Here is a 24,583-nt window from a genome sequence, read left to right as displayed (position 1 = left end):
TCGAGGGGGCGTTTTTCGTTTCACGTCTGCGCGGACTGCGGTGTCGGATTAAACAGGTCAAAGCCTATGGCTGAATCCTTCAGGGCCTTCCAAACCTGATAATCCGTGAAATATCCTGTGTGACCACCGGGCTCGACCGGAATGTTGCGGTTTGCGGAAATCAGCCCGCCCTCAATCTCGGTCCCTACGAAGTCATCCTGCCTGAAGATGTTGAACCATGCGGCGTTCAGGTTTTTGGGAACGACTGTGAACATCTCGGGAAAATAGCGCTGATAAATATGGGTCACAGGACAGCCCATCGTGATCAGCGTCAGGGTGCGCCCATTGATAAGCTTTTGCACACGTGGATCAGCCAGCATTTGCGTGGCAATCACGGTGCCTTGTGAATGTGAGATCACCGTGATGTGGTCCGCGGCAAAGATATCCACCACATAATGCAGCGCACGATAAAATCGTTCATCAATCGCCTTGCGATCCGGATGATTGCGCAGCCTCGTTTTCAGGTCCGCTTTCAGTAAACACTTGTCGCGAATGGCATAGGTGACGATGTCCCTTGCTACGCCCAGCCCTGCTGCGACGAAATCGGAAAAGCGGTACATCAATGCTGTTGCACCCAGGACGATCAGGCCAATCTCGCCCTGTTTGCTTGCCAGTTTGTTCAAAACCCGGCCAATCAGGTTGCAATTGTCCGTTCCGATCTGACACAGGGGATCGACGTGCTGGCTCAACGCGATTTCTCGGATAGTGACCATCGCCAGTACGATTGCACCGAACAAAAAGACCCATTGTGCAAAACGATTGAGGATGGCGCGGCTGATCAGCCCGTCGCGGACATGCAGGTTTGCCTTCAGCCTTCTGCGACCGGCAAACAGCCCAACACCGACAAACGCAAGCAGGACAATTGCCGCGAAGGCAACACTGAGTGTTTCGATGGAGTCACTGAGGAAATTGTCAAAAAGACCGGTCAGTTTTCCATCCGACAGCCCCGGAACTGTGTCGAGCATTTCCCGCAGCATTAGCCACAACCCGGATATAAAGAACATCCAGAACACCAACATGCCTGCACATATGCTGGGGTACAGCCGCCTGTGTTCTTTCAGATTGTCTGCCTGAACCTTTTCATCAAGGCTGGTCGCAGAAAGCACGTACAAAATGATTGTCATGAAGATCAGCGAAGCCCAGAAAAACGCGAGCAGGTAGACCTGAAAGGCCACAAACTGCTCTAGCGCCGAAGGGCAAACCGGGCTGTCCGGCAAGGGTGTGCAGGCTCGGATTTCCAGACCAAGCGGACCAATGATCAGGCAGATCAGCAGCAAAAACCCTATCCCGAAAATGCCGCGCCAGAATACGCGTCTTAGATAAGTCGGGGCTGCAAAGCTGCGCCTTAGTCCGTATGCGGCCCCTCCGGCGTAAAGCGTGAACAGGAGCCAGAACAGCAGGATCGTGCTTTGAAAGAAGATCCCGGGAACGCGATCAACCATAACGGCTATGGCACCGATCAGAAGATAGGCATTCAGGGTCGCAACTGCGCCGAAGAAAACCCATGTAAAAAGGTGAACCAGCCGCGCGGCCAAAGTGTTCCTGCCGTTGACTTGGTCCGAGGCCACATCCGCGCGGCTATGCGTTTGTTCGGCATTGTCCATGGCCAGATAGCCCAGCGCAAGAACAACCCAGATCAGGTCCAATGCTGTCTTAATGGCGCCTTTCGGGGCGGGTGAGCGGTCGGCCCAGAAAACCTCGGCAAACATGGCCTCGTCCTGCGGTGCTGACGGTTTCGTCACCTTGCGCAGGTTGACCGGGAACAGTTTCGCGCTTCGGGGGGTGCCGTCGAAGGTTGTTTCGGCCAGCTCGATCATCCCACGCTGAACCTCAATCGGGGGTTCGGGATTGCCATCCAGCCAGGTTGTCGCGGCCCCGACGACCTGATCGACGGTCTCACCGGGTATTTGCTCGCCAATTCCGTGAACCGTCAGGATCAAATGACGACCCATCTCATGCTCCAAATCTCTTTTTGACAATGCGGCTAGGCTAACATGATTGCCGCAATTCGCAAAATCCGCGCGTCGCGCAGCCCCACGGCTTCGCCACTTGAACTTGGAGGATTGATCTGAAACCGTCAGCCCATGGCGATGATTGCAGTTGATACTCAGTTCGGAAGACTTGGGATCGAGGAAACGGATGGTGCCCTCACGCGGCTGATCTGGGACGGCGAGGACGACGGCGAACCAACAGCTCTGCTGCGCGAGGCGGCGGCGCAGTTGATGGCCTATGACGCTGGACGGCTTGACCGCTTCGATCTGCCCTACCGCATCCATGGATCGCAGTTTCAAAGGCAGGTCTGTGATCTTATGTATGCCATTCCTCTTGGGGAAACGCGCACCTACGGGGATATCGCCAAGGCGCTGGGACAACCGGCGCAACCGGTCGGTCAGGCCTGTGGGGCAAACCCGATTCCCGTTATTATTCCCTGCCACCGGGTGCTGGCTGCCAATGGGCTGGGCGGGTTTTCCGGGTGCGGCGGGATCGAGACAAAGGTTGCACTGCTACGGCATGAACGGGCGGCGGGTCTTTTGATCTGAGCCTCGAAATTCGGTTGCAATCCGGGTCTGGGAAGCACAACTTATATCAGTTGCTGAATTTGAAGGATCGCATTGAATGAGCACCGAAAAAGATCGCGCAGCCCAGAAGAAGGCTATTATCGACCGGTTGATGTCGCTTGAGGCAGAGGAGCTTGCAACGGCGCAGGCCCATTACGATGCATTTCTGAAGGATGCCCAACTGGATGACCGGGAAGGCCACGACAAGGATGACATAGCCGCATCGCGCGAAAATGCCGATCTGGCAGCTGCATTTGACGCGCCTGTTCATGCGCATCATGCCAAAATCGATGTGATCGAGAATACCGATTTTGGTCTGACAGATACAGTCAGGCCGGGATCGGTGATCAGGTTCAACAACCGCAGCTTTGTCGTCTGCGTTTCGACGACCCGGTTCGAGGTGGGTGGAGATACATATATGGGGATCTCGACACAAAGCCCGATCTACCTGGCCATGGCCGGTCTGAGAGCGGGTGACGTCTTTACCCATAACGGTACTGAATTTGAGGTTCAGGACGTTCTTTAAATCCGGTCCGGCAGCGCTCGTGTCAGGTACGGCGCTGCGGAACAACCTGTTGTGCGATACCAGCAAATGTCAGGTACAGGCTGGCGATGACCAGACCCCAGTGGGCCCAGCTTTCGGGATGAAAATCGACCCATGCGGCCCAGCCCGCAAAGAACGTCCAGGCAAGGGCGACCGGCAAGGTCAGACTGCGCCAACGCTCGGTGCGCACGGGGTGAACGAATTTCAAAGGTAGAAACATCGCAAGCGACAGCAGCGTGACCAGCAGCAGGATGATCCAGAAATTGGGCTCCAGTGCGAAGATCACGACAACGAACATGTTCCAGCATCCGGGAAAGCCGGAAAAGGAATTGTCCTTTGTTTTCATCCGGGTGTCCGCGAAATACATCGCGCTGGCAAAGGTGATGACGATGATTGCGAACCAGCCGGTCCATCCATCCATCAATCCGGATTTGAACAGCGCAAAGGCTGGGATGAACACATAGGTCAGATAATCGATGATCAGATCCAGCAAGACGCCGTCAAACTCGGGTGCGTTTTTCTTGACGTGATAGTGCCGCGCCAACGGGCCGTCGATGCCATCGACAATGAAGGATACAACCAGCCAAAGGTACATGAGGCTCCATTTCTCTTCCACGGCGGCCAGCATGGCCAGCATTGCGAAAACAGCACCAGTGGCAGTGAAGAGATGTACGGCAAGAGCTTTGAATCTGAGTGTCATGCTAGGGTCATGACCGATGCACGCCAGAGATGCAAACCAAAAGCCCGAGGTTTCTGTTCAATGTGTCAGTCACGCCTTTGGATGCGCACGGTTGTAGACTTCCATAAGCCGTGCAGTATCCACGGCGGTATAGGTCTGTGTGGTTGACAATGAGGCGTGCCCCAACAGTTCCTGAATGGCCCGCAGATCTCCTCCTGCGGACAACAGATGGGTGGCAAAGCTGTGTCTCATGGCATGAGGTGTGGCGGTTGAAGGTAGCCCCAGTTGCATCCGTGCCTTGGCCATGACGCCTTGAATCGCGCGCGGGTTCAGCGGGCCGCCACGAGCGCCCCGGAACAAGGCTGCGTCCTTCGCTTGCGGGTGGGGGCAAAGCTGAAGATATCGGTCAACCGCGTCTCGGGCAGCTGGAAGAACCGGAACGATCCGTTCCTTGTCGCCCTTCCCGACAATGCGCAACGTCTCGGGCAGGGGCGCGTCTGCACCGGTCAGGGATAAGGCCTCGGATATCCGCAGACCACATCCATAAAGCAACGTGACAACCGCAACATCGCGGGCCGCAACCCAGTCGGACACAGATTGCAGCTCGACCGTGTCAATCATGGCGCGCGCGGCGTCTTCGGCCAGAGGGCGGGGCAGTTTCTTGGTGAATTTGGGCGCGCGGGTCGACAAAACGGCGGTGGGTTCAAATCCCTCTCGCTCGGCCAGCCAACGATAGAAGCTTTTGACGGCGGACAGTTTGCGCGCAAGGGATCGCGCGCTGATATCCCCGCTGCGCTGATCCGCCATCCAGGCGCGCATATCCGACACGGTGATCCGTTCCAGCGCCTTCAGCCCCTGCCGTTCCCCGTGATGAAGGGTCATGAAAGACAGAAACTCGGTGACATCGCCGCGATAGGCGGTTTGCGTGTTTTGCGACCGCCCCGCCAGCGCGCCCAGAGTGTCCAGCCAGTGCTGGAGCGCGTCGCGGCAAGCGGGTGAGATCAGGTTCACGACAGCCAGTGGCGCATCGAGCGTTCGAATACGCCGGAAAAGAAGGTGAGAAGATCGGTGCCGAGTTGCGGTGTGAAATGCCGCGGATCGCGGGCCCCCATGACGATCATGCCCGGCAGGCGACCCGGACCGAGGTCCAGTTTCAGGCAGGCTTCTGAGCGCAACTGATCCGCCAGCGCGCCGAAAACACGTCGGTTCGGCTGATGAGTTTCGCGCAAGGTCACGTCGCGGACAGGGCCGCCGCGCCCATTGGTCAGGTATTGATTGATAAAGCCGGGCTCTGCGATCGTCAGAACGCCTCCAAGCCTGTCCACGGCAGGATCGTTCTGAACCACGGTGGTTTCCAGAACCAGCGTGATGTGGTCAACCCGCAGGATATTTGCGACATCGGTGCCAAGGGCGCGCAGGAAATCCTCGAATTCGACCGGTTCCAGCAGGCGCAAAATCGCGCGGTGAACCTGATTGGTGCCTGCAAGGTTTTCATAGGCCGCAGCGATGACCGAGCGGTGAGTATCTTCCAGCCGGTCCAGCCGCGCCTCTAGCCGCTGCATGGCGATGCCACGCAGATCGATCACATTGTCACCTCGGGCGCGTTCGTTCGCGGCCACAAGGGCTTGCATCAGGTCCTTGTCATCCAGAACGACGTCGGGCTCGGCCAGAATTGCCGCGCGGAGATTATCCTCGAGTTTGGGATTGCTGCTCATGTCCTGTCCGGTCTTTTTTTGTTGGGCGGCTTATAACATGCCGAACCGGATTTGCCTTGGGAAAAATGCACGCAAGAGTGGATTTCCCCGGATGCTGTGGCGGATAGGCTCCCGCCTGCCGCGCCTGATCGTAGATCAGGCTTTGGGCCGTTGGGCCGTGCGCGGCGCCTGATAGCGCCGCGCGGTTGCAAACCAGATCAGAGGATTTTCTGACCGGTTTTGGCCCAGTCTGCCAGAAAGGTTTCCAGACCTTTGTCGGTCAGCGGGTGATCGGCCAGTTTCTTGATCACGGCTGGCGGCGCGGTGATGACGTCCGCACCAATGCGGGCACTTTCGGTGACATGGTTCACGGTGCGGATCGAAGCAGCCAGAATTTCGGTTTCGAATCCGTAATTGTCATAGACCTGACGGATGTCGGCGATCAGATCCATGCCATCCAGGTTGATATCGTCCAGACGGCCGATGAAGGGCGAAATGAAGGTCGCACCTGCTTTTGCAGCCAGAATCGCCTGATTGGTCGAAAAGCACAGGGTGACGTTGACCATCTGCCCTTCGTCGCTGAGCGTCTTGCAGGTTTTCAGACCGGCCCATGTCAGTGGAACCTTCACTGCGATATTCGGGGCAATCTTGGCCAGCTTGCGGCCCTCGGCGATCATGTCATCAGCTTCGGTGGCGACAACTTCGGCGGAAACGGGACCGTCGACCAGATCGCAGATCTCTTTGGTCACTTCCAGAATGTCGCGGCCTGATTTCAGAATCAGCGAGGGGTTGGTGGTCACGCCGTCCACCATGCCCAGGTCGTTCAGTTCAGCGATGGCGTCGATCTCGGCGGTGTCTACGAAGAATTTCATGAGGGCAGTCCTTTGATGGGTTGGCCTTGGTCGCGGATGGCTTTACCTCAAAGAGAGCCATGCTGGAACCCCCTGCAAAGGATATGCTGTGAGCGCTAACGGATTTTTCGACGAGGGAGAGCTGATTGCGGTGCTGACAACGCAGCCGTTGGACCGGACGTTGGATTACAAAGCGCCGGAAGGAGGATGCTTTCTGGGTGCGTTTGTCGAGGTACCGCTTGGTCCGCGCAAGGTGTTGGGGGTTGTCTGGGGGCCGGGGCAGGGTGGATTCGATCTGAACAAGGCGCGGTCGGTGATCCGTGTGCTTGAAGTTGCGCCCATGCGCGAGGAAATGCGGGCATTCCTCGGCAAGGTTGCCGACTACACCCTGACGCCAATGCCCGCGATGTTGCGACTGGCGACCCGCGCGCCGGGGCTGGGTGACCCACCGTCCATGCGCAAGATCTATCGTTTGGGAACCACCTCGCCAGACCGGATGACCGACGCCAGAACCCGTGTGCTTGACGTGTTGCGCGACTATGGCGGGTTGGCATTTACGTTAAAGGAACTGGCAGAACAGGCCGGGGTAACTTCGTCCGTTGTCAAAGGCTTGGTCAAGCAAGGCGCGGTTCGTGAAGAAGATAGCCCGCGCGACCTGCCGTATCCGCATCTTGATCCCGATTTGCCGGGAAAGGACCTGACCGAAGATCAGGCAAGTGCGGTTGCGCAGCTTCGCGCCGGGCAACGGACGGGGAATTACGGCACAACGTTGCTGAAAGGCGTGACGGGTTCCGGCAAGACCGAAGTCTATCTGGAGGCTGTGGCCGAAGCGCTGCGCATGGGGCGGCAGGCACTTGTCCTTTTGCCGGAAATTGCGCTAACCGCAGAATTCCTGACACGGGTTGAGGCGCGGTTTGGCGCGCGCCCTGCCGAGTGGCATTCGGGCGCGACCATGACTGAACGCAGGCGAGTCTGGCGGATGGTCGGGCAGGGGGAAGCTCAACTGGTTGTTGGCGCGCGGTCAGCCCTGTTTCTGCCATTTCGCGATCTGGGGCTGGTCGTGGTGGATGAGGAACACGACACCTCATACAAACAGGAAGACGGGGTGCATTACAGCGCGCGCGACATGGCGGTCCTGCGGTCTGCCATCTGCGGTGCGCGGGTGATTCTGGCCAGTGCAACCCCGTCGCTGGAAAGCTGGGCGAATGCTGAGGCAGGTAAATATGATCGGGTCGACCTGACTTCGCGTTTCGGCGCGGCGGTGTTGCCCGAGATGAAGCCCATCGACATGCGGGCCGAACAGATGCAGGCCGGAACGTGGATATCTCCGACTTTGCGGCAGGCGGTGCAGCAGCGGATCGAGAAAGGCGAGCAGTCGCTTTTGTTCATAAACCGCCGTGGCTATGCTCCGGTAACCCTGTGCCGCGCCTGCGGGGAACAGATCGCCTGTGATCATTGCGACGCGCGCATGGTGGAACACAGGTTCCTGAAGCGCCTGATGTGCCACCAATGCGGTGAGACCAAGCCGATGCCCGAGGTCTGCCCTTTTTGCGGGGTCGAGGGCAAGCTGGCCCCGGTGGGGCCGGGCATTGAGCGTTTGGCCGAAGAGGCCGAAGCAACCTTCCCCGAGGCCAGGATTGCCATGCTGAGTTCTGATCTGTTCGGCTCAGCCCGGGCACTGAAGGCCAAGATCGAAGAAATTGCGGCAGGGGACGCAGATATCGTCATCGGAACGCAATTGGTGGCCAAGGGGCACAACTTTCCCAAGCTGACATTGGTGGGGGTGATCGACGCGGATCTCAGTCTGCATGGCGCAGACCTGAGGGCCGCTGAACGAACATTTCAGCTGATGCGACAGGTTGCGGGGCGTGCTGGTCGGGCTGAAAAACCGGGGCAGGCGCTGTTACAGACTTTCCAGCCGGAACACCCGGTGATCCGGGCGATTCTGTCGGGTGACGAAGAGGGCTTTTGGAAGGCCGAGGCCGCCGGTCGGCAAGCGGCCGGTGTGCCGCCTTATGGACGTATGGCGGGGATCGTGTTGTCGGGCCCCGAGGTCGGACCGGTCTTTGACATTGGCAACGCCATGGCGCGCAACGACAGCCCATTGCGCCAGATTGGCGCGCAGGTGTTTGGCCCCGCCCCAGCGCCGATTGCCCGTATTCGCGGACGTCACCGTGTCCGCCTGCTGGTCAAGGCACCTAAAGGCGCACCAATCCAGGACGCCATCGCTCGTTGGATCGCCCCGCTGCGCCTGAAAGGCGATATCCGCCTGACCGTCGATATCGATCCACAAAGCTTTTACTGACTATTGCATTAACGCAGGGCCATTGTGCGCCGGTCGCTTCCCCCTCGCCAAAGTCGGGAAATGGGCGTAGAGGATTCTCATGCTGAAACCCATGCCCCTTGCCGAGGCGCAGAGCCTTCCGTTCTGGCGTCGTCCTGTCACGCTTCTGTTCGTGATGGCCTTGACCATGCCCATCGCGTTTAATGCATGGAGCGCGCTGTTGAACAACTTCGTCATTGAGGCAGCGAATTTCGACGGGGCCGATATCGGCCTGCTACACACGGTGCGCGAGATTCCGGGCTTTCTGGCGGTCGGCGTGATTGCCGTCATCATTTTCATTCGCGAGCAGGTGCTGGCAATGATCTCGCTGATGATGCTTGGGGTCGCAACGGCTTTGACGGCCTGGTTCCCAAGCCTTGGCGGATTGTTGTTCGTGACCTTGTTCAGTTCAATCGGGTTTCACTACTATGAGACTGTGAACCAGTCGCTTCAGCTGCAATGGCTTCCCAAGGATCGCGCACCGCAGGTATTGGGGTGGCTGGTCGCTATGGGCTCGGCAGCAACGATGGTGGTGTACGGGCTGATCGTTCTGACCTGGGAGCGGTTCGATCTGTCCTACAACTTTGTCTTCATGGCTGCTGGCGGTGCAACAGCTTTGCTGGCCCTGTTTTGCCTGTTCGCCTTCCCACAATTCGATGCCCCCACGCCGCAAACCAAGAAACTGATCCTGCGCCGTCGATACTGGCTGTATTACGCTCTGCAATTCATGGCGGGTGCGCGGCGACAGATCTTTGTCGTGTTTGCCGGGTTCATGATGGTCGAGAAGTTCGGCTTTGAAGTGCATGAGCTGACCAGCCTGTATCTGATCAACCTGATGATCAACATGATGGTTGCTCCGTTGCTGGGTAAAGCAGTGGCCAGGTTTGGCGAACGGCGCACGTTGATCTTTGAATATACCGGTCTGGCAATCGTGTTCGCAGCCTATGGTGGCATCTACTGGTTTGGCTGGGGCGTGCTGTTGGCGGCGACACTCTATGTCATCGACCATGTGCTGTTCGCGCTGGCGCTTGCACTGAAAACCTATTTTCAGAAAATCGCCGATCCGGCGGATATTGCGCCAACTGCCGCAGTCGCGTTCACGATCAACCATATCGCCGCGGTTTTCTTGCCCGCGTTGCTGGGTTTGCTCTGGGTCGTGTCGCCAGGTGCCGTGTTTGGCCTTGCGGCGGCGATGGCGGTCGTTTCTCTGCTGTTGTCCCTGCTGGTTCCGCGCCACCCGGAACCGGGCAATGAGACCGTCCTGAGCAAATACGCGCCAGCCCCGGCGGAATAGGCCGCAAAGCTTGACGTTGGCGGCGCCCCGTCCTACGCGCAGTGCCAACTGACACAGGAGTTCCGGATGCCCACATTCACTGCGCTGACCACGCTGACAGGTAAGAAAGCCGCCGAAGGTCTGGGCGAAGCGATGGAGCGTCTGGAGCCCGAACCAACCGGCGTCGGTGTGTTCGAGGTCGAAGACGGTTCGGGCCTGTGGGAAGTGGGCGGGTACTTTACCGAAGCCCCTGACGAGACCGCATTGGCCGTTCTGGCAGTTGCTTTTGAAGCCAAACCTTTTGTTGTGTCGGAAGTGCCTGAAACGGATTGGGTGGCCCATGTTCGGCGAGAGCTTGCCCCGGTTGAGGCGGGCCGCTTTTTTGTCTATGGCAGCCACGATGCCGACAAGCTGCCCGACGGTCGCATTCCACTGCTGATCGAGGCGGCAATGGCCTTTGGTACCGGACATCACGGTACCACGCTGGGATGTTTGAAAGCTCTGGACCGGTTGTTGGATGAAGGGTTCAGTGCCTCGAAAGTAGCGGATATCGGTTGCGGCACGGCCGTTCTGGCCATGGCGGCAGCCCGGGTATGGGATGGCGATTTCATTGCCAGCGATATCGACGAGGTGGCCGTTGAAGTGGCCGAAGCCAACCTGAAGGCAAACGGTATGTCCGGCGCGGTTCAGTGTGTTGAATCCGCAGGTTTCGATCATCCCGACCTAAAGGCGCACGCGCCGTACGATCTGATTTTTGCCAATATCCTCAAAGGGCCTTTGGTAGCTTTATCACCCGAAATGGCAGCGAATCTCCGCCCAGGTGGGCACGCGATCCTGTCGGGAATCCTTAACGAACAGGCCGATGACGTGGTTTCCGTTTATTCACAAAACGGGTTCAATCAGACCTATAGGGCCGAGATTGGTGAGTGGACGACCCTAATTTTAACCAAACAGGGCGCGAATTAGGCCATTTGCAGGAGTTTTATAGGTTTTTGCCACGTTTTTGTCGCAATCTCTTTTTACCGTTTTCTGAATGAAGTCGAGGGGGGCGGTTTTTGGAGGCTGCCATGACGGGTAAACAACTGGAGTTCAATCAGCGCGTAAGTCGCCTGAACAAGAAACACCAAAAGATGAGCCGTGGCTATCGCGCGACGATGCGCAAGGATGGCCTGGTTGTGATGAGGCCGCAGCGGGTGAGCTCGGCGGTGCCAGCAAAGGTGCTGCTGCTTACGCTTGTGGGTTTCTTCGCCTTCAAAGCATTTCTTTTGTCCCACCTTGGCCCGACCGGCTATCAATATCGGATCGACAGCCTGAACGAAGGTACGCCAGTCGAAAAAGCCGGTGCCTGGGTGATGCAAATCGACCCTGTGTCGCAAGCCCTCGCCGCTCAGCTGAACAAAGTTTTCTACTAATCCGCTCCCTCGGATTAAAAAAACACCGCGTACCCTTATGGTGCGCGGTGTTTTTGTGTGCCCCTCAAGGGAGGAGGAAGGGGCAAATAAGCGTAGTGGCCGGTTCTTAGCGGCGACCTTCGGCGATGGAGTCGATGTCACCACGGCACAGGCCGATATCGTCCAGTTCGCGGTCGGTCAGACCGGTCAGCGCGTTGCGGGTTACGCGGGCGTCATTCCATTCAACTGCGGCGTTAACGGCCGACACGAAAAATGCGCCGATACGGCCAACAAGGCCGAACGAGCCAGTGGTAGCGACGCGGGTTGTGTCCAGTGCAGCCATATCCTGTTTCCTTCTGGTTAGTGTTCACATTGCATTTCTGCGATCTGCGGGGCATCTAGTGCTGTCATTTCGTTAGCACAAGTTCAGTTTTTGCATGTGTCCTATGCGTTTTCTGCAAGGCTTCACGAAGCTGTAATCCCCTTTTAACAATTGGTGAAAAAGCCTTTGGGAAAGTGTCGAATTCAGACTTCACTGGGTCGCAAAATGCGCCCGAAGTCGCGCCTGAGACACGCGTGTCGTTTTCAGCCCTAGGGTCAATTCGCTTGGAAAATGTTCACGCTTCGTGCTAGGCGTTGAAAAAAGATCACACAACCCGAGCAGGCCGAGGCAAAATATGCGAATTCTGGGCATCGATCCGGGGCTTAGAACCCTGGGATGGGGCGTCATCGAATCAAATGGCAGCCGCCTGAGCCATGTGGCCAACGGGTTGTGCAAATCGGATGGGGACGATCTGGGCGAGCGGCTGCTGTCGCTGCACAATCAGATTGTCGAAGTGATTGCGGATCACAGACCCGACCAGGCTGCTATCGAACAGACATTCGTGAACAAGGATGGGGCCGGAACCCTCAAATTGGGGCAGGCGCGTGGTGTGGCGTTGCTGACGCTGGCACAGGCCGGTTTGCCGGTGGGGGAGTATGCACCCAACCGGGTGAAAAAGACCGTGGTGGGCGTGGGTCATGCCGAGAAAGAGCAGGTTTTGCATATGGTCAAACTGCAATTGCCGGGCTGTTTGCCGAAAGGGGCCGACGCGGCGGATGCACTGGCGATTGCGATCTGCCATGCCTATTACGGGAAAACGCAACAGGCGCGTGTGAAAGAGGTGCGGGCATGATCGGCAAACTGACAGGGCGGCTGGATTACCGCGCGGTGGATCATGTGCTGATCGATGTTCGGGGCGTCGGCTATCTTGTCTATTGTTCCGACCGAACCTTGGCGGCATTGCCGGGGGCGGGCGAGGCGGTCTCGATCTACACTGACATGGTCGTCCGCGAAGACCTTATGCAGCTTTACGGGTTTCTGTCGCTTGTCGAGAAAGAGTGGCATCGCCTGCTGTGCTCCGTTCAGGGGGTCGGCGCGAAGGTGTCGCTGGCGATCCTGAGTGCACTGGGGCCCGACGGTGTCAGCCGCGCAATTGCCCTTGGGGACTGGGGCGCGGTCAAGGCGGCCAAGGGCGTCGGGCCAAAAACCGCCCAGCGGATCGTGTTGGACCTCAAGGATAAGGCACCTGGCGTGATGGCCATGGGCGGCACGATTGCTCAGGCGATGGACGGGCCGGAACTCGAGGTTGTTGAACCAAATGACGCTACGCCCGCGCCGAGACGTGTTCCGAAACCGCCATCGGGTGCTGCGGCTGCGTCTGCCGGGGCGTTGTCGGCGCTGGCCAATCTTGGATATGGGCCGTCCGACGCGGCGGGCGCTGTGGCTGAAGCGGCTGCAAGCCAGCCGGATGCGGACGAGGCTGATCTGATCCGCGCGGCCCTCAGGCTGCTGGCTCCGAAAGGGTAAGTGAATGGTTGACGCTGATCCCACCCTGCGCCCGGAGCCCCTGCCGGAAGACAATGACCGCGCCTTGCGTCCTCAGGGGCTTGATGAATTCATTGGTCAGGCTGAGGCGCGCGCCAACTTGCGCATCTTTATCCAGTCAGCCCGGCAACGCGGCGAGGCGATGGACCACACCTTGTTTCATGGACCTCCGGGGTTGGGCAAAACGACCCTCGCGCAGATCATGGCGCGTGAATTGGGAGTGAACTTCCGCATGACCTCAGGCCCGGTTCTGGCCAAGGCGGGGGATCTGGCGGCGATCCTGACCAATCTTGAATCGCGTGACGTGCTGTTCATCGACGAGATTCACAGGCTCAACCCGGTTGTGGAGGAAGTGCTGTACCCGGCGATGGAAGATTTCGAGCTGGATCTTGTTATCGGCGAAGGCCCTGCTGCGCGCACCGTTCGGATCGAATTGCAGCCATTCACACTTGTGGGGGCCACTACGCGGATGGGTCTGCTGACAACGCCCTTGCGTGACCGGTTTGGTATCCCGACCCGGCTTCAGTTCTACACGGTTGATGAATTGCACGAAATTGTAACCCGGAACGCGCGGAAACTGGGCGCGCCCGCGGATAACGATGGTGCTCGCGAAATCGCGCGCCGGTCGCGCGGAACGCCACGTATCGCCGGGCGATTGCTGAGGCGTGTTGTGGATTTCGCGATTGTCGAAGGGGACGGGCGGATCACACGGGACCTTGCCGATGGTGCCTTGACCCGTCTGGGCGTCGATAATCTGGGCCTTGATGGTGCGGACCGGCGGTATCTGAAGCTGATTGCCGAAAACTATGCAGGTGGCCCGGTGGGGATTGAAACCCTGTCTGCCGCGCTGTCCGAAAGCCGCGACTCGCTTGAGGAAGTGATTGAGCCCTATTTGCTGCAACAGGGGCTGATCCAGCGTACTCCGCGCGGGCGGATGTTGGCGCAGAAGGCGTGGACGCATCTTGGGATGGCCGCGCCCAAGCGGCAAAGCGATCTGTTCGGTTGAAGCCAGCGCGCTTAGATTTTATGCCTTTCGGCGAGAGTATTTTTGAAAAGATGAAGGGCTGGCGGTGACACCGGAAGAAATTGAAGCGCTGTTCACACGCGAAAGCGGCGAGTTTCTGTTTGCGCGCTGGGGGCGGCCTATTGTTCCGATCGTTTTCGGCGTCGAAGACGAGACGCTGGCCACCGTAAAAGGGGCTTTCGAAGCCGTTGTCACGCTGGCCGGTCACCAAATGGCCGAGACGGACCCTGAGCTTGGCGCGAATTGCATGGTTTTCTTTTTCCGGGACTGGCAGGAGCTGCTGGAGGTACCGGACCTTGATCGATTGATCCCGGATCTGGAACCTTTGGTCGCGCGTCTGGTCGCGGCAGATGCAAACCAGTACCGCATTTTCCGGTTCGAAGAAGATGGCGCGGTCCGCGCGGCGTTTGTGTTTCTGCGCATGGACAAGGAATTGTCCAAGGTTCCGGCGGAAACCCTTGCGCTCAATCAGGTCGTGCAGACCATCTTGCTCTGGTCGGACACTGCATTTCGCAATCAATCTCCACTGGCAATCGCAGGTGAGGCCACGATCCTGCGTCCCGACATCGCGTCCTTGATCCGGGCGGCCTATGATCCGGTTTTGCCACGGGCGGCACAGGATGCCTCGCACGCGTTAAGGCTGTTTGCCCGACTGGAGGCGTTGCAATGAAACACACCTACCCCATCCGCGTGTATTATGAAGACACCGACATGGGTGGGGTTGTCTATCACGCGAACTACCTGCGCTATATCGAACGCGCGCGCTCGGACTGGGTGCGTAATCTGGGCAATGACCAAAACGCCATGCGGGACGAGGGCATTGTTTGGGTCGTGCGGCGGGTCGAGGCCGAGTATCTGGCACCTGCGAGGTTCGATGATGAATTGATCGTCGAAACCGAAGTCACCGAAATTTCGGGCGTGCGTCTGACCATGGCGCAGCTTGTCCGACGCGGTGAGACCGAAATATTTCGTGCATCTGTCACGGCCGTTTGCATCAATAAAGCGGGCAAACCGATCCGATTGCCGGCAGAGATTCGCGCATTGATGTAACAATTTGCGGACCATGGGTGGTTCTGTTGGCTTTTCATGACCAACTGAGATAGCGTTTGGCAAAATAAGGCCAAACGAACGGCCATCAGGCAAAACAAAGAGCAGGTTCATGGAAGCTGAAACGCTGGCGCTGGCGCAGGAGATCGACTTCTCCATGTGGGGGCTGTTTGCCCGCGCGACCTTTATCGTCAAACTGGTGATGCTGGTACTTACCGGCGCATCCATCTGGTCCTGGGGGATCATCATTCAGAAGCTGATCAACTATCGCGCGGCCCGACGCGAGGCGCAGGTTTTTGATGAAAGCTTCTGGTCGGGCAACCCGTTGGATGAGTTGTTCGAGCAGATCGGAACGCAGCCGGATGGCAGCTCGGAAAAGATCTTTGCGTCAGGCATGATCGAGTGGCGCAGGTCGCATCGCAATGATGGCGGGCTGATTGCCGGGGCAACCGCGCGGATCGACCGGTCGATGGATGTCGCCATCGCGAAAGAGGCGGAAACCCTGCAAAAAGGTCTTCCCATTCTGGCAACTGTCGGCTCCACGGCTCCGTTTATCGGGCTGTTTGGCACCGTTTGGGGCATCATGAATGCATTCATCGAGATTGCCGAACAGCAAAACACCAACCTTGCCGTTGTGGCCCCCGGTATTGCAGAGGCGTTGATGGCGACAGGGTTGGGCCTTTTGGCGGCGATCCCGGCGGTGATTTTCTATAACAAACTCAGCGCCGATAGTGACCGGATCGTTGGCGGCTATGAAGCCTTTGCGGATGAATTCGCAACCATTCTGTCGCGCCAGTTGGACAGCTGACGATGGGCGCTGCGATCCAGCAATCTTCGAACGGCAATGGGCGCAGGCGTGGTCGGCGTCGCGGTCGCGCGCAGCCGATGGCCGAGATCAATGTGACACCTTTCGTGGATGTCATGCTGGTGTTGCTGATCATCTTCATGGTGGCCGCGCCATTGCTGACGGTCGGTGTTCCGGTCGATCTGCCCAAGACCGCAGCCAGTGCGCTGCCCGGCGACAACGAAGAGCCTTTGACCGTGACCCTGACCGCAGACGGCCGCGTGCAGATCCAGACCACCGACGTGTTGCGCGAAGAGTTGATTGGCAAGCTGCGTGCCATTGCGGCAGAGCGGAGCAGCGACCGGGTTTTCCTGCGGGCCGATGGCGCAATCCCTTATGCACAGGTGATGCAGGTCATGGGTGCGCTGAACGCGGGCGGGTTTTCCAACGTTGGCCTTGTGACCGATACCGGCGGGCCGACGCTGGATGAAGGTGGAGAGTGAGGTCGCACGGTGGATACCGGCACCAAGATTTCAGCGATTGCGCATGTCAGCCTGATCGGATGGGCAATGTTCGGCGGCACCTTCCGGTCCGAACCGTTGCCGATGGCTGTGCAGGATGTCTCTGTGATCACGGCTGAACAATTCGCGGCCATGACGGCCCAGCGGGATGCGCCGGAACTCCCCGAAGTGCCGACCGCGTTGCAGCAGCCGCCCGAGCCGGAGGCTGTGACCAAGCCGCCGGAACCCGAGAGTGACGAACAGCCCCGCCCTGAACCTGTTGCACCGGCTGAACCGGAACCAGAGCCAGAGCCCATCATCGTGGAAGCGCCGCCTGAACCCGAGGTTCCTGACGAGCCTCCGGTTCTGACGGAACCTCAGGTCGAACCTGTTGCACAGCCTGCGCCGCCCGGTCCGGAGGCACAGCCGCGCCCATCAGATCGCGTCGCGCCCGAGGCGATAGCTCCGCCGCCGCCCGAGGCAAAGCCTGATGATTTTGAAACGCCGCCGGTATCCCTGGATGAAGGCGCAGAAGTTCAGCAGGAACAGCAGGATCAGACCGCGCCGCAAGAGGCAGCCCCGGAGATTGTGACTGAGGCCGAGGAAGCCAAGGAACAGTCGCCCCTGACATCTCCGCGGCCGCGCGTGCGTCCAAACCGGCCAAACCCGCCGCAGGAACCCGTTGTGGCCAAAACGCCTGAGGCGACCGCGGAACCGGAAAAACAAACCGATGAAACGGCAATCAACGACGCCCTGGCCGAAGCCTTGGGCAGCGGGTCCGAACCTTCTGGCCCACCGCTGACCAGCGGAGAGAAAGACGCGATGCGACTGGCTGTCTCTGGATGTTGGAATGTGGGTTCCTTGTCCACGGATGCGCTGAACACTGTGGTTGTTATTGCGTTCTCACTGAACCGCGATGGTACGGTCGTCGGCGGCAGTGTTCGGATGCTGGACAGCTCTGGCGGCTCGGCAGGAGCCGTTAAACAGGCCTACGAGGCTGCGCGACGCGCTATTTTGCGCTGCGGGGCCAAAGGATATGATTTGCCTGCTGACAAATACGAACATTGGCAGGATGTTGAGATTACATTTAACCCCGAGAGGATGCGGATCAAATGATGAAGCTTCTGACCAGCCTCTTTGTCGGCCTGACACTGATGTCTGCGCCGGTTTATGCACAGAACGGGCCTTTGCGTCTGGAACTGGATGAGGGGATTATCGAACCCTTGCCCTTTGCCGTTCCGAATTTTGTGCCGGACAGTCCGGCCGCAGCACAGTTCGCGCAGGATATCTCGCGCGTGGTGGCGGCTGACCTGACCGGGACCGGGTTGTTCCGCGAAATCTCCTCGGATGCGTTCATCAGCCGGGTCAGCAGCTTCGAAGCTCCGGTTCAGTTTGCGGATTGGAAGGCGATCAACGCTGACGCGCTGATCACGGGCGCTGTCAATGTGTCCGGTCAGAAACTGACGGTTCGGTTCCGGGTGTGGGATGTGTTTTCGGGCCAGGAACTGGGCAATGGTCTTCAGCTAGCAGGTACCACCGACGGGTGGCGGCGCATGGCGCATAAAGTGGCCGATCAGGTCTATAGCCGGATCACAGGTGAAGGCGGTTATTTTGACAGCCGCGTTGCCTTTGTTTCGGAAAGCGGGCCGAAGGACCAGCGCCTGAAGCGTTTGGCGATCATGGATTACGATGGCGCGAATGTGCAGTACATGACTGACAGCGCCGCAATCGTTCTGGCGCCCCGTTTCTCCCCCACCGGTGACCGGCTGCTTTATACAAGTTATGAAAGCGGCAGCCCGCGCATATACGTGACTGAAGTCGGGCGCCCGAAACCGCGGGAACTGAAGACGCAGGACGGGACGATGAGCTTTTCGCCACGGTTCTCGCCGGATGGCCGGTCGATTGTCTATTCGCTGATTCAGGGCGGCAATACCGATCTGTGGAAGATGGATATCGCCTCGGGGCAAAGTACGCGCCTGACCAACACGCCTGCAATTGAAACGGCCCCCAGCTATTCACCTGATGGCAGCCGGATCGTCTTTGAAAGCGACCGCTCCGGCGCACCGCAATTGTACGTGATGGTAGCAAACGGGGGCGAGGCCACGCGGATCAGCTTTGGCGCGGGCCGCTATGGTACCCCGGTCTGGTCACCGCGCGGCGACCTGATCGCCTTTACCAAGCAGAACCAGGGCCGGTTCCATATCGGCGTGATGCGCATCGACGGGTCAGAAGAACGTTTGCTGACAGCCTCTTTCCTGGATGAAGGCCCCACGTGGTCGCCCAATGGCCGGGTCATTATGTTTACCCGCGAAACGCAGGGGGCCAGTGGTAGGGCATCGCTTTACTCGGTGGATATCTCGGGTAGGAACCTGCGCCCGGTACGTACACCGGACGGCGGCAGCGATCCGTCCTGGGGTCCATTGCAGAATTGATCGCAGCAAAGTTCACAACAAATCGTCCCTGTGGTAGACAGGCGGCAATAAACATAACACGAGGCACCTGAAATGAACGTATTGAGCAAAGTTCTGGCGCTGGGCGCGCTGAGTGTGATCGCCGCCTGCACAAACAATGACCCCTCTGCCTTGGGTGGCGGTAGTGGCAGTGGCGTAGGATCCATTGTCCCCGGATCACCGAGTGATCCACGCTCACCCGCGTATTTCCAGCAAACGGTCGGGGACCGTGTCCTGTTTGCCGTTGACCAGTCGACGCTGTCGCCCGAGGCGCAAACAGTGTTGCAGGGGCAGGCGGACTGGCTGCTGGCCAATCCGGATTTTGTCGCAACGATCGAAGGTCACGCTGATGAGCAGGGCACGCGGGAATACAACCTTGCACTGGGCGCACGCCGGGCGAACGCTGCGCGTGAGTACCTGATTTCGCGGGGCGTCGCGGGCAGCCGCCTGAACACCGTGAGCTATGGCAAGGAACGCCCGATCGAGATTTGCAGCACCGAGGAATGTTATTCCAAGAACCGTCGTGCAGTAACGGTTCTGACCGGGTCAACTCTGGGGTAAGATGATGCGCATTGCAGGATGGGTTTTGGCGGCGGTTGTGGCGACGGCTGGTGTTGCACAGGCACAGGATCAACAGACCCTTGCGGATATCCGTCAGGAACTGACGGTATTGCATGTGGAAATTCAGCGTTTGAAGCGCGAGTTTTCCACTACGGGTTCGCCCGCACCAAACCTGTCCGGCAGTTCGGTCCTTGAACGGGTGGATGCCATCGAGGCCGAATTGCAGCGCCTGACCCGCCAGACCGAGCAATTGAACCAGCGGGTGCAGAACATTGTCACTGACGGCACCAACCGAATCGGTGACCTTGAGTTCAGGCTGGTTGAACTGGAAGGCGGCGATTTGTCGACGTTGGGTGAGACCTCGACACTTGGTGGTGACACGGCCACTGCTATAACCGGGCCAACAAGTGTCGAAACGCCAACGGCAACTGATCATGGTGAACTGGCCATAGGTGAACGCGCTGATTTTGACGCAGCTTCGCAAGCGTTGGCCGACGGCGATTTCCAGACTGCTGCCACGTTGTTTGCGCAGTTTGAAACAAGCTATCCCGGCAGTCCGCTGGCGCCCGAAGCCAACCTGAAACGCGGTCATGCCCTAGAAGGGATTGGCGACACACGCGAAGCGGCCCGGGCATTTCTGGCCAGCTTCACGGGTGATTCCGAGGGCGCATTTGCACCCGAGGCGCTGTACGAACTGGGCGCGGCGCTTGGCCGTTTGGGACAGACCGATCAGGCCTGCATCACGCTTAATGAGGTCGGAGTACGCTTTCCTTCTGCGCCAGAGTTTTCGAACGCCACGCAGGAGATGACCGCGTTGGGATGTACTTGAACCATCACTCCGGCAAACTACTTGCAGACCTGCGCGCCCGGCTACCCGAAACACTTCCGCGCAAGTTGGGGATTGCAGTTTCGGGAGGCGGGGATTCCGTCGCCTTGATGCATCTTTTGCATCAGGTGGCGCAAGATGAGGCCATCACCCTTTTCGTTGCCACGGTCGACCACGGTTTGCGACCCGAATCCGCGCGCGAGGCCGAAACGGTATCCCGGCAGGCTGCTGCGTTGGGGATGTCTCATGATACGCTGCGTTGGTCGGGATGGGACAGAACCGGTAACTTGCAGGACCGGGCACGTCAGGCGCGGTATGAATTATTATCCGAATGGGCAAAGGGCCGCGGAATCGATGCCATTGCGCTGGGCCACACCGCAGATGATCAGGCGGAAACACTGCTGATGCGGTTGGGCCGATCATCCGGGGTCACGGGCCTGTCCGGCATGTCGGCTATTCGGAAACAGCGGGGTCTGACGTTGCTGCGTCCGATGCTGGGGATCACCCGTGAACAGCTGCGCACCCATCTGACTGAGGCTGGCGTAGCATGGGTGGACGATCCTTCGAATCAGGATGCCCGTTTCGATCGGATCAAGGCGCGCGAAGCTTTGGGTGGGCTGGAACCTTTGGGAATTGATGCGCTTTCATTGTCCCGCGTAGCGGACAATCTGGCGCAGGCACACACGGCACTTGGCGTCTGTGCGCAAGAATCCGCAGGGTCCGTGGCGCAGGTGGATCAAAGTGACGTGAGGGTGAACCGGGCCGGATTTGCCGCGTTGCCCCTTGAGATTCGGCGTCGTGTCCTGCTGGGAATCCTCTCGTGGATTGCCGGGTCGGGTTATCCCCCGCGTCAGGCGGCCGTGGATCAGGCAATGGATGCAGTTGCGAATGGGCAATCGGGGTCAGTGGGCGGTTGTCTGATTGTTCCACAAGGCGGGAGTGTTTGGATTTGCAGGGAATTTAATGCCGTGAAATCTCAGATCGCGGCGCCCAGTGCTGTGTGGGATGGCAAATGGCGGCTCAGCGGACCGGCAATAATGGGCGCAGAAATCCGCGCTTTGGGCGGTGAGGGGTTGCAACAGGTGCCCGAGTGGCGTGCAACCGGGCGTCCCAGGATAGCTTTGACAGCGACGCCTGCGGTTTGGAATGCGGATAGGGTGCTGGCCGCCCCGCTTGCGGGTCTCGCGAATGGTTGGCATGCCAGTCTTGCGTCAGATTGGCCCGAGTTCCACACATCTTTTTTATCGCATTGAACATACGACAATCCTCTCTATTTTAAGAGGTAACTTGGCAGCGTCTCACCTGCCGGAACTTTTAGGAGAATTTCCTTGGGCAACGCTCGCAATATCGCGTTTTGGGTCGTTTTGTTCCTGCTCATCCTTGCACTGTTCAATCTGTTCAGTGGACCGGGCGGAACGCTTCAGAGCAACGAGAAAACCTATTCCGACTTTGTCGGTGCCGTCCAGAGCGGTGAAGTCAAGAATGTGACCCTGGATGGTGAGCAGATTCGCTATACCCTGCAAAGCGGTGCCAGCTATGTCACGATCAAACCCGGCGACGCCGAAGTGACCAAGCTTCTGATCGAGGAAAACATACCAGTCCAGGCCGTGAAACAACAGCAATCAGGCTTTCAGTCGTTCCTGATCACGCTGCTGCCTTTCCTGCTGCTGATCGGTGTCTGGGTCTATTTCATGAATCGGATGCAAGGCGGCGGCAAAGGTGGCGCGATGGGCTTTGGCAAGTCCAAGGCCAAGATGCTGACCGAAAAGCATGGCCGCGTGACCTTTGACGATGTTGCCGGTATCGACGAGGCCAAGGAAGAGCTGGAAGAGATTGTCGAATTCCTGCGAAACCCGCAGAAGTTCAGCCGCCTTGGTGGCAAGATCCCCAAGGGCGCGCTGCTGGTTGGCCCTCCGGGTACCGGTAAGACGCTTCTGGCCCGTGCCATTGCGGGTGAGGCGGGCGTGCCGTTCTTCACCATCTCGGGTTCGGATTTTGTCGAAATGTTCGTTGGTGTGGGTGCGTCCCGCGTGCGTGACATGTTCGAGCAGGCGAAAAAGAACGCGCCCTGTATCGTGTTTATCGATGAAATTGACGCTGTGGGTCGTCATCGCGGCGCCGGGTATGGTGGCGGCAACGACGAGCGGGAACAAACGCTCAACCAGTTGCTGGTCGAAATGGACGGGTTTGAGGCCAACGAAGGTGTAATCATTCTGGCAGCGACAAACCGCAAGGACGTTCTGGACCCCGCGCTGCTGCGACCGGGCCGGTTCGACCGTCAGGTCACAGTCGGCAACCCGGACATCAAGGGCCGCGAGAAAATTCTGGGCGTTCACGCACGCAAGACGCCGCTGGGCCCCGATGTCGATCTGCGCATCATCGCGCGCGGTACGCCCGGCTTCTCGGGTGCGGATTTGGCCAACCTCGTGAACGAGGCCGCGTTGATGGCCGCGCGCGTGGGTCGTCGCTTTGTCACCATGGAAGATTTTGAAAACGCCAAGGACAAGGTGATGATGGGGGCCGAGCGCCGCTCGATGGTGCTGACGCAGGATCAGAAGGAAAAAACTGCCTATCACGAAGCGGGTCATGCTGTTGTTGGTCTGTCTCTGCCCATGTGCGATCCGGTCTACAAGGCGACCATCATACCGCGCGGGGGTGCGCTGGGTATGGTGGTTTCGCTGCCGGAAATGGATCGCCTGAACTATCACCGGGATGAGTGCGAACAAAAGCTGGCGATGACCATGGCGGGGAAAGCTGCCGAAGTCATCAAGTATGGCGAAGATCACGTGTCGAACGGTCCTGCCGGGGACATCATGCAGGCCAGCCAACTGGCACGCGCCATGGTGATGCGCTGGGGTATGTCGGACAAGGTCGGCAATATCGACTATGCCGAGGCGCATGAGGGATACCAGGGCAATACTGCCGGGTTCTCGGTATCGGCTCATACCAAGGAACTGATTGAAGAAGAGGTAAAGCGTCTGATCCAGCAAGGCTATGAACAGGCGCACAAGATTCTGACCGATCAGAACGAGGAATGGGAGCGTCTGGCCCAAGGGCTGCTGGAATACGAAACACTGACCGGTGACGAAATCAAACGCGTCATGAACGGGGAGTCGCCCGGCGACAGTGATGACCGGAACGACAAGTCGGACGAGGGCAGTGCGCCCAGCGTGACAGCCATCCCCAAGACCAAGGCAAAGAAATCACCGCCTGAGGGCGGGATGGAACCTGAACCGACAGCATAACCAGCAAGAACCCGGGCTCTGACCCGGGTTTTTCTCTTTCCATCAGAGCGTTACTGAGCATTATGCGCTGGCAGACACCAATGGGAAGGGAAGCACGTATGCCGTTTTTGCGGGAAACCGAATTTGCAGCCGAAGTTCTTTGGCTGGGCCTTGTTCCTGCCGGCGGATCGCTTCGTGCCAAGCCCGTTGAGTTGCTGGATCTTGGGTTTGAGGGTGTGAAAGGCGAGCGGCACGAAGGTCTGAACCGTGCGTCCTGTGTTCGGGTCTCGAATCTCTATCCCAAGGGCACTGAAATCCGCAATGTTCGTCAACTGTCGGTGCTGTCCTTGGAAGAGTTGCAGCAGATCGCGCAGAACATGGGGCTGGACCAGCTTGACCCGTCTTATCTGGGCGCATCCATAGTGCTGAAAGGTATTCCGGATTTCTCGCACATTCCGCCGTCCTCGCGTATTCAGGCGGTCAACGGGCTGACGATCACTGTGGATATGGAAAACGCACCCTGCGTATTGCCCGGTCGCGAAATCGAAGCGGATCATCAGGGGTATGGTGCAGGGTTAAAACCTGCTGCCGTCGGACGCCGGGGTGTCACGGGCTGGGTCGAACGTCCCGGGCGCATTCAACTGGGCGATCACCTCAAGCTCTTTGTTCCAGACCAGCCAGCCTGGAGCCCTGAAAATATGCAGGTTTCCTATTAGTTATAGATGAAGTGCCCTGACGACGCTTCGCGACGCCAGAATGTCGGAATCCATGGCTAATCAGATTGTACACAAGGGTATGGAATGCGTAGCGCCGACGTTAGACGTCGGTTTTGCACGGTATTCAATCAAGGACCCCGGCCAATGAGCTATAAATCCGACATCGAAATTGCGCGTGAAGCGAATAAGAAGCCGATCCAGGAGATCGGCGCGAAGCTTGGAATATCCAGTG

26 protein-coding genes are annotated in these 24,583 nt (G+C 58.5%); 20 read left to right on the top strand and 6 right to left on the bottom strand.

Going from position 1 to position 24,583, the window contains the following annotated elements; genetic code table 11:
* Positions 1-20: 20 nt before the first annotated feature.
* Positions 21-1,991: a hypothetical protein gene (locus ACR0ES_RS11740; protein ID WP_480870770.1), complete on the bottom strand. Its 1,971-nt coding sequence runs from the start codon at positions 1,989-1,991 to the stop codon at positions 21-23.
* Positions 1,992-2,123: 132 nt separating this feature from the next.
* Between ACR0ES_RS11740 and ACR0ES_RS11735 the strand changes: the two genes are divergently transcribed.
* Positions 2,124-2,579 carry a methylated-DNA--[protein]-cysteine S-methyltransferase gene (locus tag ACR0ES_RS11735; RefSeq protein WP_480870768.1) on the top strand — a complete coding sequence of 152 codons (456 nt, stop codon included), beginning with the start codon at positions 2,124-2,126 and terminating at the stop codon, positions 2,577-2,579.
* A 76-nt stretch (positions 2,580-2,655) separates the two neighbouring features.
* The gene (locus ACR0ES_RS11730; protein ID WP_480870766.1) at positions 2,656-3,123 is read left to right on the top strand and encodes a hypothetical protein; all 468 of its coding nucleotides are present in this window, start codon (positions 2,656-2,658) and stop codon (positions 3,121-3,123) included.
* Between the two features lie 22 nt (positions 3,124-3,145).
* Here the strand turns inward: ACR0ES_RS11730 and ACR0ES_RS11725 are convergent, their stop codons facing one another.
* The 4 genes from ACR0ES_RS11725 to fsa form a co-directional block, all read right to left on the bottom strand.
* Positions 3,146-3,841 (bottom strand): CDP-alcohol phosphatidyltransferase family protein, encoded by a 696-nt coding sequence (locus tag ACR0ES_RS11725; RefSeq protein ID WP_480483981.1) that lies wholly within the window; start codon positions 3,839-3,841, stop codon positions 3,146-3,148.
* Positions 3,842-3,910: 69 nt separating this feature from the next.
* A complete protein-coding gene (locus tag ACR0ES_RS11720; RefSeq protein WP_480507052.1) occupies positions 3,911-4,831 on the bottom strand; it encodes a tyrosine recombinase XerC in 921 nt (306 codons plus the stop codon).
* Complete coding sequence (locus ACR0ES_RS11715) at positions 4,828-5,535, bottom strand: DUF484 family protein (RefSeq protein ID WP_209505485.1); 708 nt, start codon at positions 5,533-5,535, stop codon at positions 4,828-4,830. Before ACR0ES_RS11715 ends, ACR0ES_RS11720 begins: the two co-directional genes overlap by 4 nt.
* Before the next feature lie 197 nt (positions 5,536-5,732).
* Positions 5,733-6,386: a fructose-6-phosphate aldolase gene (gene fsa / locus ACR0ES_RS11710; RefSeq protein WP_209505487.1), complete on the bottom strand. Its 654-nt coding sequence runs from the start codon at positions 6,384-6,386 to the stop codon at positions 5,733-5,735.
* 88 nt (positions 6,387-6,474) lie between these two features.
* Between fsa and ACR0ES_RS11705 the strand changes: the two genes are divergently transcribed.
* The 4 genes from ACR0ES_RS11705 (at position 6,475) to ACR0ES_RS11690 (ending at position 11,373) form a co-directional block, all read left to right on the top strand.
* Positions 6,475-8,670: a primosomal protein N' gene (locus ACR0ES_RS11705; RefSeq protein ID WP_480870764.1), complete on the top strand. Its 2,196-nt coding sequence runs from the start codon at positions 6,475-6,477 to the stop codon at positions 8,668-8,670.
* Positions 8,671-8,749: 79 nt separating this feature from the next.
* Entirely contained in the window at positions 8,750-9,982 is a 1,233-nt protein-coding gene (locus ACR0ES_RS11700) for an MFS transporter (protein ID WP_480488206.1), read from the top strand.
* Positions 9,983-10,048: 66 nt separating this feature from the next.
* Positions 10,049-10,927 carry a 50S ribosomal protein L11 methyltransferase gene (locus ACR0ES_RS11695; protein ID WP_480870762.1) on the top strand — a complete coding sequence of 293 codons (879 nt, stop codon included), beginning with the start codon at positions 10,049-10,051 and terminating at the stop codon, positions 10,925-10,927.
* A gap of 89 nt (positions 10,928-11,016) precedes the next feature.
* Positions 11,017-11,373, top strand: coding sequence for a hypothetical protein (locus ACR0ES_RS11690; RefSeq protein WP_267364115.1), 357 nt, complete (start codon positions 11,017-11,019; stop codon positions 11,371-11,373).
* A gap of 106 nt (positions 11,374-11,479) precedes the next feature.
* Here the strand turns inward: ACR0ES_RS11690 and ACR0ES_RS11685 are convergent, their stop codons facing one another.
* Entirely contained in the window at positions 11,480-11,695 is a 216-nt protein-coding gene (locus tag ACR0ES_RS11685) for a DUF1127 domain-containing protein (RefSeq protein WP_267364114.1), read from the bottom strand.
* A 334-nt stretch (positions 11,696-12,029) separates the two neighbouring features.
* On the opposite strand from ACR0ES_RS11685, the gene ruvC reads away from it, so the two are divergent.
* From ruvC to ACR0ES_RS11615, 14 genes are all read left to right on the top strand, one after another.
* The gene (gene ruvC / locus ACR0ES_RS11680; RefSeq protein WP_209598197.1) at positions 12,030-12,527 is read left to right on the top strand and encodes a crossover junction endodeoxyribonuclease RuvC; all 498 of its coding nucleotides are present in this window, start codon (positions 12,030-12,032) and stop codon (positions 12,525-12,527) included.
* The gene (gene ruvA, locus ACR0ES_RS11675; RefSeq protein WP_480870760.1) at positions 12,524-13,201 is read left to right on the top strand and encodes a Holliday junction branch migration protein RuvA; all 678 of its coding nucleotides are present in this window, start codon (positions 12,524-12,526) and stop codon (positions 13,199-13,201) included. Before ruvC ends, ruvA begins: the two co-directional genes overlap by 4 nt.
* Positions 13,202-13,205: 4 nt before the next feature.
* Positions 13,206-14,225, top strand: a complete 1,020-nt coding sequence (gene ruvB / locus ACR0ES_RS11670; RefSeq protein WP_480473735.1) for a Holliday junction branch migration DNA helicase RuvB — start codon at positions 13,206-13,208, stop codon at positions 14,223-14,225.
* A gap of 64 nt (positions 14,226-14,289) precedes the next feature.
* Entirely contained in the window at positions 14,290-14,913 is a 624-nt protein-coding gene (locus ACR0ES_RS11665) for a hypothetical protein (protein WP_480870758.1), read from the top strand.
* Entirely contained in the window at positions 14,910-15,293 is a 384-nt protein-coding gene (gene ybgC, locus ACR0ES_RS11660; protein WP_209505516.1) for a tol-pal system-associated acyl-CoA thioesterase, read from the top strand. The genes ACR0ES_RS11665 and ybgC overlap by 4 nt, the downstream gene beginning before the upstream one ends.
* Before the next feature lie 109 nt (positions 15,294-15,402).
* Positions 15,403-16,098, top strand: coding sequence for a protein TolQ (gene tolQ, locus ACR0ES_RS11655; protein WP_209505518.1), 696 nt, complete (start codon positions 15,403-15,405; stop codon positions 16,096-16,098).
* 2 nt (positions 16,099-16,100) lie between these two features.
* The gene (gene tolR, locus ACR0ES_RS11650; RefSeq protein WP_480483970.1) at positions 16,101-16,577 is read left to right on the top strand and encodes a protein TolR; all 477 of its coding nucleotides are present in this window, start codon (positions 16,101-16,103) and stop codon (positions 16,575-16,577) included.
* Between the two features lie 9 nt (positions 16,578-16,586).
* Positions 16,587-17,690 carry an energy transducer TonB gene (locus ACR0ES_RS11645; RefSeq protein ID WP_480870756.1) on the top strand — a complete coding sequence of 368 codons (1,104 nt, stop codon included), beginning with the start codon at positions 16,587-16,589 and terminating at the stop codon, positions 17,688-17,690.
* Entirely contained in the window at positions 17,687-19,006 is a 1,320-nt protein-coding gene (gene tolB, locus ACR0ES_RS11640) for a Tol-Pal system beta propeller repeat protein TolB (RefSeq protein WP_480870754.1), read from the top strand. Before ACR0ES_RS11645 ends, tolB begins: the two co-directional genes overlap by 4 nt.
* A 72-nt stretch (positions 19,007-19,078) precedes the next feature.
* A complete protein-coding gene (gene pal / locus ACR0ES_RS11635) occupies positions 19,079-19,585 on the top strand; it encodes a peptidoglycan-associated lipoprotein Pal (RefSeq protein ID WP_480622769.1) in 507 nt (168 codons plus the stop codon).
* Positions 19,586-19,589: 4 nt separating this feature from the next.
* Positions 19,590-20,414 (top strand): tol-pal system protein YbgF, encoded by an 825-nt coding sequence (gene ybgF, locus ACR0ES_RS11630; protein ID WP_480870842.1) that lies wholly within the window; start codon positions 19,590-19,592, stop codon positions 20,412-20,414.
* A complete protein-coding gene (gene tilS, locus ACR0ES_RS11625; RefSeq protein ID WP_480870752.1) occupies positions 20,405-21,664 on the top strand; it encodes a tRNA lysidine(34) synthetase TilS in 1,260 nt (419 codons plus the stop codon). Before ybgF ends, tilS begins: the two co-directional genes overlap by 10 nt.
* 75 nt (positions 21,665-21,739) lie before the next feature.
* Positions 21,740-23,656, top strand: a complete 1,917-nt coding sequence (ftsH, locus tag ACR0ES_RS11620) for an ATP-dependent zinc metalloprotease FtsH (RefSeq protein WP_267367030.1) — start codon at positions 21,740-21,742, stop codon at positions 23,654-23,656.
* Positions 23,657-23,754: 98 nt separating this feature from the next.
* Positions 23,755-24,351, top strand: a complete 597-nt coding sequence (locus ACR0ES_RS11615) for an MOSC domain-containing protein (RefSeq protein ID WP_480870841.1) — start codon at positions 23,755-23,757, stop codon at positions 24,349-24,351.
* Positions 24,352-24,583 lie beyond the last annotated feature (232 nt).

It is taken from the genome of Ruegeria sp. N7, from assembly GCF_056531345.1.
This window is presented reverse-complemented; position numbering and strand designations above follow the sequence as displayed.

Excerpts from the sequence above, each read along its gene's own strand:
- ybgC (WP_209505516.1), top strand. The coding sequence starts at position 14,910 with ATGAAACACACCTACCCCATCCGCGTGTATTATGAAGACACCGACATG.
- ACR0ES_RS11735 (WP_480870768.1), top strand. The coding sequence starts at position 2,124 with ATGGCGATGATTGCAGTTGATACTCAGTTCGGAAGACTTGGGATCGAG.
- ACR0ES_RS11740 (WP_480870770.1), bottom strand. The coding sequence starts at position 1,991 with ATGGGTCGTCATTTGATCCTGACGGTTCACGGAATTGGCGAGCAAATA.
- ruvA (WP_480870760.1), top strand. The coding sequence starts at position 12,524 with ATGATCGGCAAACTGACAGGGCGGCTGGATTACCGCGCGGTGGATCAT.
- ACR0ES_RS11615 (WP_480870841.1), top strand. The coding sequence starts at position 23,755 with ATGCCGTTTTTGCGGGAAACCGAATTTGCAGCCGAAGTTCTTTGGCTG.
- tolR (WP_480483970.1), top strand. The coding sequence starts at position 16,101 with ATGGGCGCTGCGATCCAGCAATCTTCGAACGGCAATGGGCGCAGGCGT.
- ruvC (WP_209598197.1), top strand. The coding sequence starts at position 12,030 with ATGCGAATTCTGGGCATCGATCCGGGGCTTAGAACCCTGGGATGGGGC.
- ACR0ES_RS11695 (WP_480870762.1), top strand. The coding sequence starts at position 10,049 with ATGCCCACATTCACTGCGCTGACCACGCTGACAGGTAAGAAAGCCGCC.
- ACR0ES_RS11685 (WP_267364114.1), bottom strand. The coding sequence starts at position 11,695 with ATGGCTGCACTGGACACAACCCGCGTCGCTACCACTGGCTCGTTCGGC.
- ACR0ES_RS11715 (WP_209505485.1), bottom strand. The coding sequence starts at position 5,535 with ATGAGCAGCAATCCCAAACTCGAGGATAATCTCCGCGCGGCAATTCTG.
- tilS (WP_480870752.1), top strand. The coding sequence starts at position 20,405 with ATGTACTTGAACCATCACTCCGGCAAACTACTTGCAGACCTGCGCGCC.
- ACR0ES_RS11700 (WP_480488206.1), top strand. The coding sequence starts at position 8,750 with ATGCTGAAACCCATGCCCCTTGCCGAGGCGCAGAGCCTTCCGTTCTGG.
- tolQ (WP_209505518.1), top strand. The coding sequence starts at position 15,403 with ATGGAAGCTGAAACGCTGGCGCTGGCGCAGGAGATCGACTTCTCCATG.
- ACR0ES_RS11730 (WP_480870766.1), top strand. The coding sequence starts at position 2,656 with ATGAGCACCGAAAAAGATCGCGCAGCCCAGAAGAAGGCTATTATCGAC.
- ybgF (WP_480870842.1), top strand. The coding sequence starts at position 19,590 with ATGCGCATTGCAGGATGGGTTTTGGCGGCGGTTGTGGCGACGGCTGGT.
- tolB (WP_480870754.1), top strand. The coding sequence starts at position 17,687 with ATGATGAAGCTTCTGACCAGCCTCTTTGTCGGCCTGACACTGATGTCT.
- ACR0ES_RS11725 (WP_480483981.1), bottom strand. The coding sequence starts at position 3,841 with ATGACACTCAGATTCAAAGCTCTTGCCGTACATCTCTTCACTGCCACT.
- fsa (WP_209505487.1), bottom strand. The coding sequence starts at position 6,386 with ATGAAATTCTTCGTAGACACCGCCGAGATCGACGCCATCGCTGAACTG.
- pal (WP_480622769.1), top strand. The coding sequence starts at position 19,079 with ATGAACGTATTGAGCAAAGTTCTGGCGCTGGGCGCGCTGAGTGTGATC.
- ruvB (WP_480473735.1), top strand. The coding sequence starts at position 13,206 with ATGGTTGACGCTGATCCCACCCTGCGCCCGGAGCCCCTGCCGGAAGAC.